This window comes from Arthrobacter sp. fls2-241-R2A-200, assembly GCF_030209745.1.
GTDB lineage: Bacteria > Actinomycetota > Actinomycetes > Actinomycetales > Micrococcaceae > Arthrobacter.
Genome location: NZ_JARVRJ010000005.1, coordinates 100,826 through 116,252 on the forward strand (window position 1 = coordinate 100,826; position 15,427 = coordinate 116,252).

Genomic DNA, 15,427 nt, shown 5'->3' on the forward strand with positions numbered 1-15,427 from the left:
TGCTCCCTATCCTCGATATCAGGGGGAACCCGCCCACATCACCCGCATCATCCCGATAGGACCATCATGAACACCACTGACTCTCCGACAGCTTCCACCCCGTCACTCCAGCGGGGCGCCCCTTCGAGGAAGCGTTGGACCGCAACCGACATCGGGCTGATTGCCGTCTTCGCGGCCCTCGTTGCTGCATCGGCGGTTGTTCCCGGAATTCCCGTGGGCGCGCTTGGGGTGCCCATCACCTTGGTGACCCTGACCGTCATGCTCAGTGGCCTGGTCCTGGGCCCGGGCCGTGGGTTCGCCGCCGTCGGGCTGTATGTCCTGTTGGGACTAGCGGGCTTGCCGATCTTCAGCGGTGGCCGCAGCGGCCTTGGTATCTTGGCTACGCCGTCGGCCGGATACATCATCGCGTTCCCGCTGGCTGCCGCCGCAACCGGATACCTCGCCGCCTTCGTCATTCGGCGGACGTCCAAGGCTCGCGCGCCGTGGCTGTTCGTGGCAACGATGATCAGCAGCGTCGTGATCGTTCACGCCCTGGGAGTGCTGGGCATGATGGTCAACGCGAAGCTGGACCTCAGCAAGGCTTTCTTGGCCGACCTTCCCTTCTACCCGGGTGACATCTTGAAGAACGTCCTGGCAGTGGTCATAGCCGTGGCCATCCACAAAGCGTTCCCGGACGTCTTGGTGCGCCGGGTCAAGTAGAGCTGGAACAATTACCCCATGGACGCCATCTGCATGGACCGGGTCTCGGTACGGGTCACGGTCGAGGGCAGCGACGCAGCTAAAACCCTGCTCCACGACCTAACACTGAACTTGACCGAACAGCGGATAGGCGTCATCGGCGCCAACGGTTCCGGGAAGTCCACTTTGCTCCGGCTTTTGAACGGCTTGGTTGAACCGAGCGAGGGAACCGTAGTGGTTCACGGTCAGGACACTGTTTCGGCGGGGAGCCGGGTCCGTGGGAACGTCGGATTCGTGTTCACCGACCCCTTGTCCCAACTGGTGATGCCGACAGGGCGCGAGGACGTCGAGCTTTCCCTGCGCCGGACAGTGAAGAACCGCAAGGAAAGGACAGCCCGTGCTGAGGCTGTCTTGGACCGCTTCGGGTTGCTTCGCCTCGCGGACCAGAGTATCTACGAATTGTCCGGCGGCGAACGTCAGCTGCTGGCCCTGGCTGTAGTCCTGGCTGTGGATCCTGCCGTGCTGGTCCTCGACGAGCCGTCCACCCTGCTCGACCTCAGGAACCGGGAACTGCTGCGGACCACGATTGCTGGTTTGGAACAACAGGTGGTCATGTCCACCCACGACCTCGACCTGGTGTTGGACATGGATCGGGTGCTGGTGGTGGATTCGGGGCAGATCATGTTCGACGGCGAGGCCGCCGAGGCCGTTGCGTACTACCGGCACGCGTGTGCCACCGCGCTGAACGCCGACCAGCTCGGGGGCACCCGTCGATGAGGGGCCACGGCTACCTGGTGGGCAATTACGTGCCTGGCCATTCCGTGGTCCACCGCGCTCCCCTATGGCTGAAATTCCTCGTGGTGGCCGCCTGCGGAACTGCATCATTCCTGATCGTGGACTGGCGCGTGTCCCTGCTGGTCTTCGTGGTGATGTGCGCCGTGTTCCTCAGCACCAGAATCGGAATGCGGCGGCTTCTGCGTACCATCCGAACAGTGGCCCCTATCCTTCTGGTCATTGGACTTTTCCAGTGGTGGCAGCTGGGCGGACCGACGTCGGCCCGAATCGTGTTAAACGTGTTGATCTGCGTTGTAGCCGCTTCCGTGCTGACGGCGACCACCCCCATGCAAGACCTTTTGGATGGCGTGGCCTCCTTGGCGAAGCCCTTCCGCAGGTTGGGTGCCGACCCCGAACGCTTCGCCCTGACTATCGCTGTGATGCTGCGTAGCATCCCCTATATTGCTGGCGCCTTCGCCGACGTGCGGGATTCGGCGCGCGCCCGTGGACTTGAACGGAACCCAAGGGCCCTCATTTTGCCGGTGTTCATCACTACCGTGGCGTACGCCCGCCAGACCGGGGACGCCCTGACCGCCCGGGGTCTGGGCGAACCCGAGGAACCCAGCGAGCAGTCCTAAACCCCGCTGCTTAGAGGCGCGCGTACTGCAGCAGGGCGGCCGTACCCATGCCGCCAGCGCTGCTGATCATGGCCAGTCCCAGCGCCAATTCCCCTGTGTCTTTGTAGCGGGCCCGGGCCTGGGCCAGCAACCTGGTCGCCAGCACCGCTCCGGACGCGCCATAGCCGTGGCCCAAGGCTAAAGCGCCGCCTTCCACGTTGGCGCGCGCCGGATCAATGCCGAGGTGTTGCAGGCAGGCAATCGTCTGGGAGGCGAACGCTTCGTTGAATTCCCACAGCCCCACATCCCCGGCAGAAACTTTACGGGTAGCCAGCAGCCGCTCGGCAGCATGCGCTGCGCCTATTCCCAGCAGTTTCGGGTCCACGCCCTTGGTATCGCAACCGAGCACCATCATTCCCTCCGCCGCCCCAAGCTCGCGCGCCCGCTTGAGGGAGGTGATGACGACGGCGGCCGCGGCGTCCGCGTCGAAGCATGAGTTCCCTGCGGTGACCGTTCCGCCGCTGACAAACGACGGCGGAAACCGCACCATAAGTGCCGAACTCAGCGACGGCCTGGGGCCGTCGTCGGCATCCACCCAACGGCCCGGTACAGGCGATGGCAGGGGTACGATTTCCCCCACAAACCGGCCCGCGGACGAGGCGTCAATCGCCCGTCGGTGGCTCCGAAGCGCGAACTCGTCCTGACGTTCCCGGGTGATGTTGAATTCCTCGGCAACGTTCTCAGCCGCAACGCCCATGTCCGGATCCCCGAAGGTTTGGGGAACGAAAGTGGCCCTGGCGTAGAAGTCGAGGCTCCCGTCCGGATTTCGGTGGGCGCGCGCTGGAGCTGTGCTGATACTTTCAACTCCGCCGGCCAGGAACAGCGGATCGCCGCCACCGGCAACCAAGCGGGCAGCCAGAGCAATAGCATCCAGCCCGGAACCGCACTGGCGGTCGACGGTGACGCCGGGGACGGTGACCGGCAGGCCTGCTTCGAGCGCCGCAAATCGTGCAAGGTTTCCGCCACCGCCCACCGCGTTGCCAATAATCACGTCGTCTACCTGGGCAGGGTCCGCCCCCGTGGCATCAACCAACGCCCGCAGGACGGGAGCCAGGAGTTCCGGTGCCCGGAGGTGCTTCAGTTGGCCATTCGCGCGGCAGATGGGCGTCCGTAGGGCAGCGATGACGACCGGTTGCCGCGACGGGTCGTCCGCGATATCGGAAGACGGCATGCTAGCCAAGTGGGACAGCCCTGGGGTCATGGTTCTTGATCCAGTCCAAGAGGACATTGCGGCTGATCTTGCCCCGGTCTGTCATGGGCAACTCGGAAAGGACGTAGTACTGGACCGGCCGCTTGTCCCTGGCCAGCAGGCCGTCCAACCCCGTCCGCAGTTGTGTGGCCGTAACCGCACCATACGCAGGGACGACGCCGGCAACTACCTTTTGCCCACGGATGTCATCAGGCGCACCTGCAGCAATAGCGGTGTCGATGCCCGGAACCGAGGCAAGGGCCAGTTCCACTTCATGGGGATAGACGTTCTTTCCGGCGGTGATGATCATGTCCGACTGGCGCCCCAGCATATTGAGGATGCCGTTTTTCACAAATCCCTGGTCCCCCACTGTGTACCAGCCATCGAGGCAACGAAGGGCGTGCCCGTCGTCTCCCCACAGGTACCCGTTGCTGACCATACCGCTCCGGACGCAGATGTTTCCGTGTTCACCGTCCGGAAGTGGCTGGCCGGCGTCGTCGAGAATCTTCAACTCAACACCGGGGAACGGTGAACCGATACCGGTTCCTCCGGCGTCGAGGGGCTGGTCCGCCGGGAGTTCGGTTCCGGAAACGAAACTGAGTTCGGAGGCGCCGTAATACTCGAAGATGGCGGCGTTCGGCGCCCAGCGGCGTGCTGCTTCCAAGGTCCGCGCGTCCAGCTTGGAACCAGCACATATGATGCTTCGGACTCCCGAGGCATCCACTCCCCCAGCCAGCCCCCGCTCACTGAGCAACCTGAGCATGGTGGGCACCAACACCAAGCGGGTGATGCCATCGTGGCTGATGGCGGCGTGCGCATCTCCGACGTCGAAGGACTCCAACGTATGGAACGCCGCCCCGGCATAGAGACACTCCGACAACGCGTAGAGGTTCAGGCTCGCGGACAGGGGGCCGGGGGCTAATGTGCGGTCCTGACGGGTCAGCCCGAAGAACGCGATCGATGCATCGAAGGAGACTTGCCAGGAGCGGCGTGACCGTGTGAAGGCTTTGGGCATCGCCGTGGTTCCGGATGTCAGGCCCACCAGAAAAGTAGTGGATGGGTCGCCGTCCACCAAGGTGCCTGCCGGCACACCGGTGGGCTCTGCGCCGCCCGGCTTTTTCCGGCCAGTGGCCGGGGCATCCACCAAACGAAGGCTGACTTCGTCAATTAGTGCCTCGGGCCATTCAGGGTCCAGGACAGCGCACCGCCGTTCACCCGAAACGGCGGCGACGTAACGTTCAACGAAGTCCACGGAGTTCCGCTCGGCCAGGATGGTGGTGGCCTTGGCATCGCGGGCAAGCACAGAGGCGGCATCGCGCAGGTCAGCCCAAGTGCGCCGGGCGTTCCCCACAACGACAGCGGTGTCGTAGGGGTGCTCGTCGGCCCAGAGTTGGAGTTTGTTCAAGAATGGCATCGTGTCGATTTTACGGTAGCCTCGGGCATTCAACACTGAAAGTGACGTCTATTGTGGCTGTATGAGCTTCAATGACGGTGCACAACTTGACCCCTCCCAAGTGGAAGACCGACGTGGCGGCGGAATGGGCCGCGGAACCAAGATCGGTGGTGGGATAGGCGGCGGGATTGTCGTCATCATTCTTGCCTTACTGGGCTTCAACACGAACATCCTCGGAGACCTGTCAGGGACGGGAAGCCAGCCACCGGCCATCGACGCCGGTAGCTCCGGTACGGCACTGCAACAGTGTAAAACCGGGGCGGATGCCGATAAGAGGCTGGACTGTAGGATCACGGGAACCGTGAACAGCCTGAACGCCTTCTGGCCCGCCTACCTGGCTGACTACAACGTGAAGTATCCGCGGCCGAAGGCTGTCATCTTTAGCCAGGCAACCACCACGGGCTGCGGGCAGGCCACCACGGATGTCGGTCCGTTTTACTGCCCGGCCGACTCAACCGCGTATTTCGATCCTGGTTTCTTCGATGAACTGGTCACGCGATTCGGCTCCTCGGGCGGACCGCTCGCCCAAGAGTACGTTGTTGCCCACGAGTTTGGGCACCACGTTCAAAGCCTCATCGGCACTTTGGACAAGGCTCAGCAAGACCCGCAAGGACCGGCGTCAGGCAGCGTCCGCGTGGAACTCCAAGCCGATTGCTTCGCCGGGATTTGGGTTGAGCATGCCGCAACCCAGAAGGATCCGGCAACCGGGAAGCCTTTCTTGGATCCGGTGACCCAACAAGACGTGAAGGACGCACTGTCCGCCGCGTCCGCCGTGGGCGATGACCGTATCCAAAAGGCCGCAACCGGCAGGGTCTCCCCCGAGTCCTGGACCCACGGCTCCAGTGCACAACGGCAGAAGTGGTTCTATCAGGGCTACACCACCGGTGACATCAATAAATGCGACACCTTCGGTGTGGCAACGCCGTAGCCTACCGGGAGGCACAAAAATGGTTCCAGGCATCATGCCTGGAACCATTTTTTGTGAAGTAATCAGATGTTGAAGCCGAGGGCCCGCATCTGGTCCTTGCCGTCGTCGGTAATCCGCTCGGGACCCCAAGGCGGCATCCACACCCAATTCAGTCGCCACTCATCGACCACACCGTCCAACGATTTGCCCACTTGCTCTTCAAGCACATCGGTAAGGGGGCAAGCCGCCGTCGTCAGCGTCATGTCGATCAGGAGGGCACCATCCTCCTCGGAGTATTTCAGCCCGTAAAGAAGGCCCAAGTCCACAACATTGACCCCTAATTCAGGGTCAATCACGTCCTTGAGCGCTTCCTCGACATCCTCGAGGCTGGTGCGCGCGGCTTTGATTTCGGTCATAAGGGGATCCTAACTAGGCCTGCACAGCAGGGGCAACAGCTACGCCCGCACCCGGGGCGTAACGGTCGTAGCCCTCTTCTTCAAGGCGGTCCGCAAGCTCGGGGCCGCCCTCTTCAACAACCTTGCCGTCAACGAAAACGTGGACGAATTCCGGCTTGATGTAGCGCAAGATCCGGGTGTAGTGGGTGATGAGCAGAGTGCCCATGTTGCCCTCTGCATGTGCTCGGTTGACGCCTTCGGAAACGACCTTGAGCGCGTCGACGTCGAGGCCGGAGTCGGTCTCATCGAGGATGGCGAACTTGGGCTTGAAGAGCTCGAGCTGAAGGATCTCAACACGCTTCTTCTCGCCACCGGAGAAGCCTTCGTTGACGTTGCGCTGGGCAAAGTCGGCGTCAATGCGAAGCTGCTGCATGGCAGCTTTGACATCCTTGGTCCAGGTACGCAGTGCCGGCGCTTCGCCGTCGATGGCGGTCTTGGCGGTGCGCAGGAAGTTGGTCATGGTGACGCCGGGAACTTCCACCGGGTACTGCATGGCCAGGAAAACGCCTGCGCGGGCGCGCTGGTCGACGCTCATCGCGAGGACGTCTTCGCCGTCCAACGTGATGGTTCCGCTGGTGACGTTGTAACGGGGGTGTCCGGCGATGGTGGAGGCCAAGGTGGACTTGCCGGAGCCGTTGGGCCCCATGATGGCGTGGGTCTCGCCGGTCCTGATGGTCAGGCTGACGCCCTTCAGGATTTCCTTGGTGCCCTGCTCCGTCTCGATGCTGACGTGCAGATCCTTGATTTCAAGAGTAGACATGCTCTTCTTTCTTCCGTTCGTAAGTCTGGCGATACTGGGCGCTCAGTAGTGATCTACCGAAGCGCCGTTCACAACGTTGGTGACATCCACATAGACGTCGTCGCCATCAAGAGTGACGGCAAATACGGCGACGGGGTCATAGGCAGGGAGCTGGAGGGGTTGTCCGCTGCGCAGATCGAACTGTGAACCATGTCCCCAGCATTCGATGGCGCAGCCTTCAACTTCACCTTCGGACAGTGAGATGTCCGCGTGCGAGCAAGTATCGGCGATCGCATGGATTTCACCCATGGAGTCCTTCACGATAGCTACGGGGTAGTCATCGATGAGAACTCGCAGCGCCTGCTTGACCTGGATGTCATTGGCGTTGCATACCAGCTCGCCCTTGGATTCTTCGCTCATTGTCCTTGTACCTGACTGTTTCAGTTGTCCGTCGCGGCGAGCTCGCGCTCTACGGCTGCGGTGAGGCGATCTTCGATGGCCGGAACCTTGATCTGCTGGATGATTTCGTTGAGGAAGCCACGGACCACCAAACGACGGGCAACCTTTTCGGGAATGCCGCGGGCCATCAGGTAGAACAGGTGCTCGTCGTCGAACCGGCCGGTGGCACTGGCATGGCCGGCGCCTTCGATCAGGCCGGTTTCGATTTCGAGGTTGGGCACCGAGTCAGCGCGCGCGCCATCGGTCAGCACCAGGTTCCGGTTGGCCTCGTACGTGTCTGTGCCTTCGGCTTCCTTACGGATCAGGACGTCGCCTACCCACACAGTGTGCGCGTTGCGGCCTTGAAGGGCACCCTTGTAGAGAACGCGTGACTTGCAGTTGGCCACCGCATGGTCAACGAAGAGCCGCTGCTCCAGGTGCTGCCCTGCATCAGCGAAGTACAGGCCAAACATTTCGACGTCGGCGCCGGGCGCAGTAAAGCGGGTGGACGGCGTGATGCGGACAAGGTCTCCACCCAAGCTCACCACGATGTGCTTGAGCTTGGCATCGCGGCCGATCTTGGCTTGCTGGGCCGATGCATGGACGGCGTTGTCAGCCCATTCCTGCAACGAAACTACCGTGAGTTCGGCACCGTCTTCGACGAGGATTTCAACGTTCTGCGAAAGTACAGCCGTGCCCTGGTGGTCCAGGACAACGACGGCCTTGGAGAAGCGCTCCGCCACGATCACAATGTGCTGGGCCGCCGGCGACTCGAGGGTACCGGTCACCAAGACAGTGACCTCGCCCTCAGCCTGCAACTCCGCGGGAATGGTGACCACGGTGGCTTCTGCGAAGTTTTCCCACGCGTTAGCGGAAACGCGGTCCTCCGGGATCGCTGCCTGCCCGATCCGCTTGTCATCCCGGCCAACGGTTTCAACCACGACGCCGGCCGGTGCCGTGACGCTGACGGCCGGAGCTACGCCGTTGAGGACCTCGGTGTGGAGGCCCCGCAAGCGCTTCAGGGGTGTGAAGCGCCAGTCTTCCTCGAGGCCGTTCAGTGGCTTGAAGTCAGCCACTTTGTAGGAGGTGAGACGGCCGGCACGGGAGCTGTCCGGCACGCCGACTCCGCCACCGTGCGAATGGCTCTTGGCGGAAGCGCCAGCGAGCGGACCAGCGGAAGGCTGCTCCGACGTCGTGCTGGTGTTGGTTCCGGTGTTTACGGGCGAAAGGTTCTCGCCTTCCTCGGTGAAGCCGTTGATGAACGGCTGGGCCGAGGGAGCGCCGATGCGCGCTTTTTCAGTAGTGATATCAGTCATTATTAACCGACGGACCCTTCCATCTGCAGTTCGATCAAGCGGTTCAACTCAAGGGCGTATTCCATGGGAAGCTCACGGGCGATCGGCTCGATGAAGCCGCGCACGATCATGGCCATGGCCTCGTCCTCAGGCATGCCGCGGGACATCAGATAGAAGAGCTGCTCTTCACTGACGCGGGAAACAGTCGCCTCGTGACCCATGACGACGTCATCCTCGCGGATATCGATGTAGGGATATGTGTCCGACCGGGAGATGGTGTCCACCAGGAGGGCGTCACAGCGCACGGTGTTGGCCGAGTGCTTGGCGCCTTCGCGGACCTGGACCAAACCACGGTAGGCCGCGCGGCCACCGCCGCGGGCCACAGATTTGGAAATGATGGAGCTCTTGGTGTTCGGCGCGATGTGCACCATCTTTGAACCCGTGTCCTGGTGCTGGCCCTCACCGGCGAAAGCGATGGACAAGGTCTCACCCTTGGCGTGTTCTCCCACCAGGTAGACGGCCGGGTACTTCATGGTCACCTTGGAACCGATGTTTCCATCGATCCACTCCATGGTGGCGCCCTCTTCGCAGATGGCGCGCTTGGTCACCAGGTTGTACACGTTGGTGGACCAGTTCTGGATGGTGGTGTAGCGGACGCGGGCGCCCTTCTTCACAATGATTTCCACAACGGCCGAGTGCAAGGAGTCGGAGGTGTAGATCGGAGCCGTGCAGCCCTCGATGTAGTGAACGTAGGAATCTTCATCGGCGATGATCAGCGTACGTTCGAACTGGCCCATGTTCTCGGTGTTGATACGGAAGTAGGCCTGCAGCGGGATGTCCACGTGTACACCCTTGGGCACGTACACGAACGAGCCGCCGGACCAAACTGCCGTGTTCAAGGACGCGAACTTGTTGTCACCAACCGGAATGATGGTGCCGAAGTACTCCTGGAAGATCTCCGGGTGTTCCCTCAACGCGGTGTCGGTGTCCAGGAAGATGACGCCCTGGGCTTCGAGGTCCTCGCGGATCTGGTGGTAGACGACCTCCGATTCGTACTGCGCTGCGACACCCGAGACCAAGCGGCTGCGCTCAGCTTCCGGAATGCCAAGCTTCTCGTACGTGTTTCGGATGTCCTCCGGCAGGTCTTCCCACGTTGCTGCCTGCTTCTCGGTGGAACGCACGAAGTACTTGATGTTGTCGAAATCAATGCCGGAAAGGTCCGCGCCCCACGTGGGCATGGGCTTCCGGTCAAAGTACTTCAGGCCCTTAAGGCGCAAATCGAGCATCCACTCGGGCTCGCTCTTCTTCGAGGAGATGTCACGGACGACGTCCTCGTTGAGGCCACGCCGGGCATTTGCCCCGACGTCGTTCTTGTCCGCCCAACCGTACTCGTAGTTTCCGATACCGTGCAGCTCGGGATTCTTCTCCAGAATCTCCGAGATCACGGTGCCGTCAGCAATCGCTTGCGCTGCTGTTCCTTCAGCTATTTGACCCGTCATTACGGCCTTTCTTGCTGGTTGTTGGATTCCTGGTACGGGTTGCTGGGCTGCACGGCGGTGCCGAGGGGCACCCTGGCAGCCAAGCGCCCGGTAGGTATGTGGGTGGTGCACACGTGGCCGCCTTGGGCGAGCGTGGAGAGCCGGCGGACGTCTACTCCGACCAGCCGGGAAAACGCCTTGGTCTCAGCGTCACAGAACACCGGGAACTCAGCGGCCAGCTGCTGGATGGGACAGTGGCCCTGGCATAACTGGACGCTGGACAATGCTGCGGGCAGCGGGGCTTTGGCCTCTATGGAGTGGGCGGAGGCGACGTAGCCATCCCGGCTGAGCGCTTGGGACAACGCGTTGGCGCGGGATGTGATGTCCTCCCCTGCAGCCTCCACCTCCGGCGCGTAGCGCTGTTCCAGCTCCGCAAACCGCTCCTCGGCGTATTCCCGGACGGCTTCCGTACCGGCAATGTCCTGCAGCCGCCTGAGGGCCGAGCTGGCAATGTTCAGGTAGTCGTCACCGAGTTTGGACTGTCCCCGGGAACTGAGGACGTATCGCCTGGCCGGCCGACCGGCGCCCGAACCCGCCCGGGCCACCCGCTTGACCTCGATGACACCGCTGCGTTCAAGGTGATCGAGGTGGCGGCGGACAGCGGCCGGTGTAAATCCGAGAAGATCTCCGAGTTCAGCGGCGCTCACGGGGCCATTTTCAAGCACGGCACTCAGGACGCGGTCTTTGGTGCGTTCTTCCGCGTCCGGCAGCACGGGCGAAGACACAGCTGCCTCCGGTGCTGCAGCATGCCGCTTGGAGGGCATGGATAGTGGACTGCTCATGGAATACACAACATAATCATGTCGTAATTTGTTTCCGAGCTCCAGTAAGGCAAGACTGACCTTGCTCTGCGGGGAGCCTGTCCGCACAATGTGACCCTACTACTTCGCGTAGAATACTTTGGTGCGATCCCCCGAATCCCCTGTCCTCACCATTGACGGACTCATTAAGGATGTTGGACCCCTGGCCTCCCTTGACGGCAAAATGCTGCGGGTGGTCAGTGGGCTGTCCTTGGTGGCCGAGCGCGGCCAGGTGACAGCGCTTTTGGGAGCCAACGGCGCTGGCAAAACCACCACGCTTGAATGCGCCCAAGGCGTCCAAAAACGGACCGGTGGTTCCATTTCCCTTCTTGGTGCCGATCCTGACAGTGCTGGAGCTGAGCTCCGGTCCCGCGTTGGGGTCATGCTCCAGGACGGCGGCCTCCCGCCGTCGGCCCGTCCCATTCCCCTGCTGCGCCACGTGGCGGGAATGTACCAACGCCCAATGGACGTCGACGCCCTGGTTGACCGGCTCGGCATCTCCCAATTCAGCAAAACCAGCGTCCGCCGGCTCTCCGGTGGACAGAAGCAGCGGTTGGCCCTGGCCGCGGCCCTGGTAGGAAATCCCGAGATCCTGTTTCTCGACGAACCCAGCGCCGGTTTGGACCCGCAGTCGCGGCAGATGGTGTTTGACCTGATCGCCGAGCTTCGCGACGCAGGCATGGGCATCGTCCTCACCACCCATTTGATGGACGACGCCGAACGCCTCGCCGATTATGTCTACATCATCGACGGTGGACACAACGTTGCCGAGGGAACGGTGGCCGAGCTCCTGCAGCACGACCACTCCGCAGACACGGGCGTCACCGATCGCACGCTGTATTTCGACGCCGTAGCCGGTTTGGACTTCTCCACAGTGCTCAGGGCCGGCCTTGAGGTGGCCGAGTCCCGCCCGGGAAGCTACTCGCTGAAGGGCGTCCTGACGCCAACTGACTTGGCGACATTGATGGCATCGCTGGCCGAACGGAACATCATGCCCGCATCACTGCGCCTTGAGGCCCGCAGCCTTGAAGACGTGTTCCTGGACATTTCCGGAAGGGACCTCCGATGAGCAAGCTACTTTCTCCAAACGCCGGGCCCGCTTCGCTCCTGCGAAGAATTCTCCAGCAAGGCCGATACGAAACCGTCACCATGCTGCGCAATGGCGAGCAGTTGATCCTGGCCATTGTCCTGCCCCTGATGGCGCTGGTAGGCCTTGCGGTGACGCCGCTGCTGGACGGACTGGGTGCCTCACGGGTTGACATCGCCACCCCCGGAATACTCGCGCTTTGCGCAATGTCCACAGCTTTCACGGGACAAGGCATCGCCACCGGATTTGATCGGCGCTATGGCGTCCTCCGTTTCCTGTCCACCACTCCGCTCGGCAGGGGCGGCCTCATTGCGGGCAAGATTCTTGCGGTCCTCGCGGTGCTCTTCCTGCAGGTTGTGATCGTGGGAAGCGTTGCAGGCATGCTGGGCTGGCACCCCCGCCTGGACGGCTGGCTTCCAGGTATGTGCGTGTTGGTGCTCGGCGCGGCCGCGTTCACCGCGCTGGGGTTGCTCGTTGCCGGAACTGTAAGACCCGAGGCAACACTCGCAATTACCAACCTTCTATGGATCCTTTTGGGGGCACTGGGCGGCATCGTGGTGCCGGCCGAACGGCTTCCACCCCTGACCCAGGACATTGTCCACTTCCTGCCGTCCGGGGCGTTGGGCCTGGCTCTCCGGGATTCCTTCCTCTCCGGCGCAGCACCCCTCTCCGCCGTACTCACCCTGCTGCTGTGGACGGTGCTTGCCGGCGCCGCAGCCATCCGCTGGTTCAAGTGGAACTAACGATTTCAGAATTGAGAAAACTGTGACCACGGCATCGCGATTCCCCAGAACCGTTCAGCGGCTAGCGTCCAAATTGCCCACGGAAGTCAATTCTGCCGTCCGGCGCCTGGCCCTGCTGTCACTGATCGGACAAACCGTGCTTGTGGTGACAGGAGGGGCAGTGCGCCTCACGTCCTCAGGCTTGGGCTGCCCTACCTGGCCCCGTTGCACCAACAATTCCCTGGTCAACACACCTGAGATGGGTATCCACGGCTTCATCGAATTCGGCAACAGGCTACTGACCTTCGCGCTGGCCGCCGTCGCCGTCTTCCTGTTGGTGTACTTGTGGAAGCTCCGCAAGGAGCGCAGGGACCTTTTCCTCCTCGCCCTTGGGCTCTTGGCCAGCATCCCTGCCCAAGCGATCATCGGCGGGATTACGGTGTTGTCCAACCTCAACCCCTGGGTGGTGGGCCTGCACTTCCTGGTGTCGATGGCCCTGGTGGTCATCTCTACGCTCCTGGTCAATCGGGCCTATGGACGGACGGGGCGGTTCAAAAACCGTTTGCTCGTTGATTTGCCCGGTGTGGCGCGGCCGGTCATGGTGGCCGTGGCTGTTTGTTCCGCCATCGCCGTGATGCTCGGCGTCATCGTGACTGGCGCCGGGCCGCATGCCGGGGACGCCAATGCGCCCCGCAATGACCTCGATTGGGACCTCGTGTCGCATCTGCATGCGATTCCCGCATACCTCATTACCGCAGGAAGCCTTTTCGCGCTGTACCTCGTGCTTCGGCGCAAGATCACCGGCCCGTTCCGCACCGCGACATACCTGTTGCTCGCTGTCACGGTCCTGCAGGCCGTCATTGGCTTCACCCAGTACTACAACGGGATTCCGGCCCTGCTCGTGGGCACCCACATGCTGGGCGCTGCGCTCTTGATGATTGCGTCTACGAACGCTGCTGACCTCGCGACGCATAGCCCGCGCCGCTAGCCGCGGATCAACTGGGCGGGATCGGCCCGGGACGCCGCCACTGCGGGATAGGCCGCCGACAGCGTGCCGCTCAACAGGCCTGCGCCGATGCCCAGGAGGGTTGCGTACCCGGGAATCACCGGCGACCAACCTTCAGCCGCCGCGGATCATCGTTGATTTTGCGGCTGAGTACTCTGCGGGCTTCGAAATGGGTGTTGTCGGAGTCCGACTAGGGGGTGGTGGCTTTAGCGGTTCGCGGCTGAGACGGGCGGCTTCGTTGTCAGTGAACGAAAAAGGCTCGACGCCGGAACTCACTTGAGTACCGGCGTCGAGCCTTTATCTGGAAAGCTCTTGGAGTGCCTAGCCGCCGATGATAGGGAAGCCGATGAACGGGTCCACTGCCAAGGCGATGAACAGAAGTGTCAGGTAGCTGATGGAGCCGTGGAAGACCTTCATGGCGCCCTTGTTGGACATGTCGCCGCCCTGGGCCCTCTTGTACAGGGCGTGGCTTTCGTACAGGAACCATGCACCGGCCAAGACGGCCACGACGCTGTACACCCAGCCCGCGCCACCCACCGGGATCAACAACAGCGAGCAGGCAACCATGGCCCAGGCATACAGGACCACCTGAACCGAGACCACTTTGGCGCCGGCAATCGCGCCAAGCATAGGCACGTTGGCGTTGCGGTAGTCCTCGCCGTAGCGCATGGACAAGGGCCAGTAATGCGGGGGCGTCCACAGGAAGATGACCATGAACAGAACGAAAGCCGGCCACTGAACGGTGTTGGTCACCGCGGCCCACGCAATCAGAACCGGGAAGCAACCTGCGGCCCCGCCCCACACGATGTTCTGGGCAGTGCGGCGCTTGAGGATCATCGTGTAGATGACCACGTAGAAAACAATCGCAGCGAGCCCAAGCCATGCGGACAGCGGATTGGCGCCGAACCACAAGATGGCGATCGATGCGGCCCCCAAGATCCAGGCGAACACGAGCGCTTCGCGGGGGGTGACCTCACCCGTGACGAGCGGGCGCTTCTCCGTGCGGTGCATCAGTTTGTCGATGTCGCGGTCAATGTAGCAGTTGAAAACACCGGCACTTCCAGCGGCGAAAGCACCACCGACCAGTGTCGCGAGGATCAGGCCGATGGAAGGGAACCCGCGCTGGGCGAAAATCATGGTGGGGAGGGTGCTGACCAGGAGCAGCTCAATGACGCGCGGTTTCGTGAGAGCCAGATACGCCTTGAACTTGCGGGACATTCCCATGCCTCCCCGGGCCGGGGACGCGTTAAGGGGCGTATCGGTTGTGCTCACAGCGGCAGTCACTCTGTTCTATGCTCTGGGGTTCTCACAGCGGCAGTCCCTGAAATGCGGGCGCATGAACCGCTGGCGGCCTTCAGATATCATACCGTGGCTGCAGGTGCACCGGTGTCCGCGAAAAACCGTGAATGTTTCCGAAACTTCACTTCCTGCGAGCGAGCCTTGTGATTCATATAAGGCAAATTTCTGTCCAGTACGTGGGATTCCAGACTGCCGTGGCCTATTTAGGGCTAAGCTGTGAGCAGATCAGCACACACGTCGACTGTCCGGGAAACCGTATTCTCAGATGTCCGTGCGTCTGGATGAGAGATCAACGTTTCAATGGTGAACGGCTGGTAGAAACATTGCAGCGGGCGCCATCCTGAGCTTCCTGCGCGCCGTGTCCTCAACT

The 15,427-nt window shown here is 62.2% G+C and carries 17 protein-coding genes; 7 read left to right on the plus strand and 10 right to left on the minus strand.

The features are described from left to right. Positions 1-66 precede the first annotated feature (66 nt). Genes QRN42_RS06025 through QRN42_RS06035 form a run of 3 tightly spaced genes read left to right on the plus strand, consistent with a single transcriptional unit; the run spans position 67 to position 2,090 of the window. Entirely contained in the window at positions 67-699 is a 633-nt protein-coding gene (locus QRN42_RS06025; RefSeq protein WP_284978369.1) for a biotin transporter BioY, read from the plus strand. 18 nt (positions 700-717) lie between these two features. Further along, positions 718-1,455, plus strand: a complete 738-nt coding sequence (locus QRN42_RS06030; RefSeq protein WP_284978370.1) for an energy-coupling factor ABC transporter ATP-binding protein — start codon at positions 718-720, stop codon at positions 1,453-1,455. Further along, positions 1,452-2,090, plus strand: a complete 639-nt coding sequence (locus QRN42_RS06035; RefSeq protein ID WP_284978371.1) for an energy-coupling factor transporter transmembrane component T family protein — start codon at positions 1,452-1,454, stop codon at positions 2,088-2,090. The genes QRN42_RS06030 and QRN42_RS06035 overlap by 4 nt, the downstream gene beginning before the upstream one ends. 10 nt (positions 2,091-2,100) lie before the next feature. On the opposite strand, the gene QRN42_RS06040 is transcribed toward QRN42_RS06035, so the two are convergent. Continuing rightward, entirely contained in the window at positions 2,101-3,300 is a 1,200-nt protein-coding gene (locus tag QRN42_RS06040) for a thiolase family protein (RefSeq protein WP_284978372.1), read from the minus strand. 1 nt (position 3,301) lies between these two features. Beyond that, positions 3,302-4,732 carry a class I adenylate-forming enzyme family protein gene (locus tag QRN42_RS06045; RefSeq protein ID WP_284978373.1) on the minus strand — a complete coding sequence of 477 codons (1,431 nt, stop codon included), beginning with the start codon at positions 4,730-4,732 and terminating at the stop codon, positions 3,302-3,304. 61 nt (positions 4,733-4,793) lie between these two features. Here QRN42_RS06045 and ypfJ point away from each other — a divergent pair, with 61 nt between their 5' ends. Continuing rightward, on the plus strand, positions 4,794-5,699 hold the full coding sequence (ypfJ, locus tag QRN42_RS06050; RefSeq protein ID WP_284978374.1) for a KPN_02809 family neutral zinc metallopeptidase: 906 nt from the start codon (positions 4,794-4,796) through the stop codon (positions 5,697-5,699). Between the two features lie 62 nt (positions 5,700-5,761). Here ypfJ and QRN42_RS06055 read toward each other — a convergent pair whose 3' ends face one another. From QRN42_RS06055 to QRN42_RS06080, 6 genes are read right to left on the minus strand one after another with little or no spacing between them, the layout of a single operon-like run. Then, the gene (locus tag QRN42_RS06055; RefSeq protein WP_284978375.1) at positions 5,762-6,094 is read right to left on the minus strand and encodes a metal-sulfur cluster assembly factor; all 333 of its coding nucleotides are present in this window, start codon (positions 6,092-6,094) and stop codon (positions 5,762-5,764) included. Between the two features lie 13 nt (positions 6,095-6,107). Then, positions 6,108-6,893 (minus strand): Fe-S cluster assembly ATPase SufC, encoded by a 786-nt coding sequence (sufC, locus tag QRN42_RS06060; RefSeq protein WP_284974727.1) that lies wholly within the window; start codon positions 6,891-6,893, stop codon positions 6,108-6,110. A gap of 42 nt (positions 6,894-6,935) precedes the next feature. Beyond that, positions 6,936-7,292: a non-heme iron oxygenase ferredoxin subunit gene (locus tag QRN42_RS06065; protein ID WP_284978376.1), complete on the minus strand. Its 357-nt coding sequence runs from the start codon at positions 7,290-7,292 to the stop codon at positions 6,936-6,938. A 20-nt stretch (positions 7,293-7,312) separates the two neighbouring features. After that, positions 7,313-8,626: a Fe-S cluster assembly protein SufD gene (gene sufD / locus QRN42_RS06070; RefSeq protein ID WP_284978377.1), complete on the minus strand. Its 1,314-nt coding sequence runs from the start codon at positions 8,624-8,626 to the stop codon at positions 7,313-7,315. Positions 8,627-8,628: 2 nt separating this feature from the next. Beyond that, entirely contained in the window at positions 8,629-10,104 is a 1,476-nt protein-coding gene (gene sufB / locus QRN42_RS06075) for a Fe-S cluster assembly protein SufB (protein ID WP_284974730.1), read from the minus strand. After that, complete coding sequence (locus tag QRN42_RS06080; RefSeq protein ID WP_410549797.1) at positions 10,104-10,925, minus strand: helix-turn-helix transcriptional regulator; 822 nt, start codon at positions 10,923-10,925, stop codon at positions 10,104-10,106. Before QRN42_RS06080 ends, sufB begins: the two co-directional genes overlap by 1 nt. Positions 10,926-11,046: 121 nt before the next feature. On the opposite strand from QRN42_RS06080, the gene QRN42_RS06085 reads away from it, so the two are divergent. Genes QRN42_RS06085 through QRN42_RS06095 form a run of 3 tightly spaced genes read left to right on the plus strand, consistent with a single transcriptional unit; the run spans position 11,047 to position 13,740 of the window. Then, on the plus strand, positions 11,047-12,012 hold the full coding sequence (locus tag QRN42_RS06085) for an ABC transporter ATP-binding protein (RefSeq protein ID WP_284978378.1): 966 nt from the start codon (positions 11,047-11,049) through the stop codon (positions 12,010-12,012). Continuing rightward, positions 12,009-12,773 carry an ABC transporter permease gene (locus tag QRN42_RS06090; RefSeq protein WP_284978379.1) on the plus strand — a complete coding sequence of 255 codons (765 nt, stop codon included), beginning with the start codon at positions 12,009-12,011 and terminating at the stop codon, positions 12,771-12,773. Before QRN42_RS06085 ends, QRN42_RS06090 begins: the two co-directional genes overlap by 4 nt. Positions 12,774-12,795: 22 nt before the next feature. Next, positions 12,796-13,740 (plus strand): COX15/CtaA family protein, encoded by a 945-nt coding sequence (locus tag QRN42_RS06095; protein ID WP_284978380.1) that lies wholly within the window; start codon positions 12,796-12,798, stop codon positions 13,738-13,740. Here QRN42_RS06095 and QRN42_RS06100 read toward each other — a convergent pair. Together QRN42_RS06100 and QRN42_RS06105 are read right to left on the minus strand one after the other, a co-directional pair. Beyond that, positions 13,737-13,859 (minus strand): hypothetical protein, encoded by a 123-nt coding sequence (locus QRN42_RS06100; RefSeq protein WP_284978381.1) that lies wholly within the window; start codon positions 13,857-13,859, stop codon positions 13,737-13,739. The genes QRN42_RS06095 and QRN42_RS06100 overlap by 4 nt on opposite strands. 220 nt (positions 13,860-14,079) lie before the next feature. Further along, entirely contained in the window at positions 14,080-15,042 is a 963-nt protein-coding gene (locus QRN42_RS06105) for a heme o synthase (RefSeq protein WP_284978382.1), read from the minus strand. Positions 15,043-15,427: the final 385 nt, after the last annotated feature.